Origin of the sequence: Paenibacillus sp. PL91 (genome assembly GCF_012935325.2) — a bacterium.
Classification (GTDB): domain Bacteria; phylum Bacillota; class Bacilli; order Paenibacillales; family Paenibacillaceae; genus Pristimantibacillus.
Window position 1 is genome coordinate 1 of sequence record NZ_JABBYG020000085.1, and the last position, 434, is coordinate 434.

At 54.4% G+C, this 434-nt stretch carries 1 protein-coding gene; it reads right to left on the minus strand.

From position 1 onward, the window contains the following. Nucleotides 1–434: beta-galactosidase trimerization domain-containing protein (locus HI950_RS35475; RefSeq protein ID WP_187768232.1), on the minus strand; the 434-nt coding region annotated here is incomplete at both ends.

Sequence of the window (434 nt, forward strand, 5' to 3'; positions counted from 1 at the left end):
ATTGACAGTAACCGCCGGCACACCCTCGTAAAAGTCGTTGTCATACCAGGCAATCGGTTCTGCTCCTCGCAGTTCCAGCAAATCACACCATTGCTTCGCAGCGAATGTCTGGCCCTCCGCGTTTCGAATCCGATGCACGCTGTTGCCGATTGCATCATATTCACTAACGACAACACCCGCCGCTTCCGCCAGCAGCCCCGGCAGAGGCAGCATCTCACATACATTCCTCATGTTTTTCACACCTGTCCGATTGGTGAGGACGACCGTGCCGCCCCCTGCTGCGAATCGCTCCAGCCGCTGCGATACTTCTTCACTTAACAGAAAGAGGGAGGGGACAATGACCAGCTTGTAGCCATCGAGCTCCTCGGTCCAGTTGATAACGTCCGTACCGACGCCCATTTTCAGAAATGCATTGTGCATAGAGGACAAGTTGT